General features: G+C 34.9%; 5 protein-coding genes. All 5 read left to right on the forward strand.

Annotation, left to right across the window (positions count from 1 at the left end; genetic code table 11):
- Nucleotides 1-811: DUF6708 domain-containing protein (locus A9G47_RS14150; RefSeq protein ID WP_065642123.1), on the forward strand; the 811-nt coding region annotated here is incomplete at its 5' end.
- Between the two features lie 27 nt (nt 812-838).
- Nucleotides 839-1,060: a hypothetical protein gene (locus A9G47_RS02995; protein ID WP_065642124.1), complete on the forward strand. Its 222-nt coding sequence runs from the start codon at nt 839-841 to the stop codon at nt 1,058-1,060.
- Nucleotides 1,061-1,072: 12 nt separating this feature from the next.
- Nucleotides 1,073-1,897: a DUF6708 domain-containing protein gene (locus tag A9G47_RS03000; protein ID WP_065642125.1), complete on the forward strand. Its 825-nt coding sequence runs from the start codon at nt 1,073-1,075 to the stop codon at nt 1,895-1,897.
- A 112-nt stretch (nt 1,898-2,009) separates the two neighbouring features.
- Nucleotides 2,010-2,843 carry a DUF6708 domain-containing protein gene (locus A9G47_RS03005; protein ID WP_065642126.1) on the forward strand — a complete coding sequence of 278 codons (834 nt, stop codon included), beginning with the start codon at nt 2,010-2,012 and terminating at the stop codon, nt 2,841-2,843.
- Nucleotides 2,844-2,955: 112 nt separating this feature from the next.
- The coding region (locus A9G47_RS03010) for a DUF6708 domain-containing protein (protein ID WP_141674799.1) at nt 2,956-3,595 on the forward strand (640 nt) is incomplete at its 3' end.

Here is a 3,595-nt window from a genome sequence, read left to right on the forward strand (position 1 = left end):
TCCACAAATTTTTGGTTGGTTTGGTGATCTAGATAAAGGCCCACGTTTAGTGCCCCTGCATGACGATCGCTTAAGCTATGCCAATAATAACTACTGTGCCTTTATTCGTAAGATTCCTTCTGATCAGATTCTTTATTTGTGTTTATCTATATCATTAATTTTAATGTTTATGGTCTTAGTCTTTTTTAGTTTTGATTTTTTTTCAATATTACTAAAAAAATCTGAATTAAAGATTTTTTTTATAGTATTATTTGGCATGTTATTAAGTTCATTTGTTATCTATTCATATGCACTTCCAGAGTTCTATCAAAACGCTTTTTCCCATCGTGGTAGCCCCATTATATTTAACCGTAAAACGGGTAAAGTCTATGTTAACGAAAGTGACTTTTTTAACTTTAAAATATTACGCCATCCTGCAGTATTTTTACAACCGAAAAAACGCCGAATAAAAGAGTATGATTGGGATGATTTGCATGGTGTTATTATCCATAATATGTCGCGTAATGCTTTAAGCTCGACTGTGTTAATGGTGTGTCAACCCGGTACGCATCAAGTGATTGATCATATCATGCTAGATCCTGCCCGAGCAGGCGCTGGTAGTACATTTGTTTGGGGATGGATCAATAGTTTTATGGTGTATTATAAATCAGCCAATATTGATGATGGTGAATATAAGTCAGATCAAGAGGAGGAATTTAAAGCCCATAGGATTGACGGCCAAGGCTGGCCTGAATGGATGGTAGAAGCATTTAATGCTACATCATTAGAAGAGCTCGCCGAAATTAAACAACGGCACAATATAACGCAATAGCCCAAAAGCCGTTGCAGTTTGGCAAGCATGGGCAAAGCGGTATGGCAATCTAATTTTACCGATATTGAAAAAATTGAAGTAAAACAAACCGATTCTAACCAGCCAGGTAGTGATCTAATGCTGATAACTTGGGTAGCGGGCACCTTTGCTTATGATCTAATAAATAACTATCAAATCAATATCTGCCCTAATGGACAAGATGATGGCGAAATTCCTCTCATCATTAACCGAAGCAGGAAGAATAAATAAAAGGAGAATAAAATGCCATCAAAATACCGTCCACAAATTTTTGGTTGGATAAGCGATTTAGACAAAGGCGGGAACTATTTAACGGGTGCCGATGATCGCTTGCTCTATGCCAATGATAACTACTGTGCTTTTATTCGTAAGACAAAATCTGATCAGATTTTTTATTTGTGTATTTATTTAATTGTGTTAATTTTTTTAACTTTAGCAACCATTTTATGGATACTATTAGTTTTTTTATTTAATATTGAAAATGAATCAAAAATAAACATATTAGGTATATCAGCATTTACTATTTGCTGTGTTGCTATTTATCTTATTATTCCCGAAATCTATCAAAACTTATTTACACGCCGAGGAAGCCCCATTATTTTTAATCGTAAAACAGGTAAAGTGTATATCAATGAAAGCTATTTTTTTAATTTTAAAGTGTTACGTAATCCGTTAACCTTTTTGCACCCCAATAAAAAACGCATTAAAGAATATGACTGGGCTCATTTACAAGGGGTGGTGGTGCATAACTTTTCACGCTCTTCACTCAACACCACTATTTTAATGGTATGCAAGCCCCATAGCCATAAAACCATCGACCATATATTATTAGATCCATTACGTGTCGGCATAGGTAGTTATCTGGTTTGGGGTTGGGTCAATAACTTTATGTGCGCGAACAAATTAGCTGGCCTAAACGACGGCAAATACAAATGGGAACAAGAAACCCAATTTAAAGACAAAATGATTAAAGGGCAAGGCTGGCCTGAATGGATGGTAGAAGCGTTTAATGCTACATCATTAGAAGAGCTCGCTGAAATTAAACAACGGCATCATATAAAACAATAAATTTTAATAGCTCAGGGCGGGAAAGGATAACGCTGCCGACTTTACAATAACCGTGAAGACGTGCCATTAATCGTGACTAAAAACAATAAAATTTAAAATAAGGAGCAAAACAATGCCATCACAATATCGACCCCAAATTTTTGGTTGGATAAGCGATTTAGACAAAGGCGGGAACTATTTAACGGGTGCCGATGATCGCTTGCTCTATGCCAATGATAACTACTGTGCTTTTATTCGTAAAACAAAATCTGATCAGTTTTTTTATTTATGTCTTTCTGGAGTAATTTCAATTGGATTAATGTTTATTATTCCTTTTCTTGCATATGATATTGTAGATGATATGCAATTAAAATCAGATGATGATAAATATATTTTTTCCCTTTTACTAGGAATATTAGTTTTATTTATTATTACATTATATTTAATGTTACCAGAATTTTACCATAATCTTTTTACACGCCGAGGAAGCCCCATTATTTTTAATCGTAAAACGGGTAAAGTGTATATCAATGAAAGCTATTTTTTTAATTTTAAAGTGTTACGCAATCCGTTAACCTTTTTGCACCCCAATAAAAAACGCATAAAAGAATATGATTGGGCTCATTTACAAGGGGTGGTGGTGCATAACTTTTCACGCTACTCACTCAACACCACTATTTTAATGGTATGCAAGCCCCATAGCCATAAAACAATCGACCATATATTATTAGATCCATTACGTGTCGGCATAGGTAGTTATCTGGTTTGGGGTTGGGTCAATAATTTTATGTGCGCGAACAAATTAGCTGGCCTAAACGATGGCAAATACAAATGGGAACAAGAAACCCAATTTAAAGACAAAATGATTAAAGGCCAAGGCTGGCCCGAATGGATGGTAGAAGCGTTTAATGCCACATCGCAAGAGGAGCTCGCTGAAATTAAACAACGGCATCATATAAAACAATAAATTTCAATAGCTCAAGGCGGGAAAGGATAAAACCGCCTACTTTACAATAACCGTAAAGTCGTGCCATTAATTGTGGCTAAAAACAATAAAATTTAAGATAAGGAGCAAAACAATGCCATCACAATATCAACCCCAAATTTTTGGTTGGATAAGCGATTTAGACAAAGGCGGTAACTATTTAACGGGTGCCGATGATCGCTTGCTCTATGCCAATGATAACTACTGTGCTTTTATTCGTAAAACAAAATCTGATCAGATTTTTTATGTATGTCTTTCAGGCGTAATTTCAATTGGATTAATGTTTATTATTCCTATATTAATATATTTGCTTACATGGATAGAATCGGCCTCTATGCTTATTCTTCCATTGGTGATCATAATTTTATTTTTTATTACATTATATTTAATGTTACCAGAATTTTACCAGAACCTTTTTACACGCCGAGGAAGCCCCATTATTTTTAATCGTAAAACGGGTAAAGTGTATATCAATGAAAGCTATTTTTTTAATTTTAAAGTGTTACGCAATCCACTAACCTTTTTGCACCCTAATAAAAAACGCATTAAAGAATATGACTGGGCCCATTTACAAGGGGTGGTGGTGCATAACTTTTCCCGCTACTCACTCAATACCACTATTTTAATGGTATGCAAGCCCCATAGCCATAAAACAATCGACCATATATTATTAGATCCATTACGTGCCGGCATAGGTAGTTATCTGGTTTGGGGTTGGGTTAATAATTTTATGT

It is taken from the genome of Gilliamella sp. WF3-4 (genome assembly GCF_001690275.1).
In the GTDB taxonomy this organism is placed as follows: Bacteria; Pseudomonadota; Gammaproteobacteria; order Enterobacterales; family Orbaceae; genus Gilliamella; species Gilliamella apicola_C.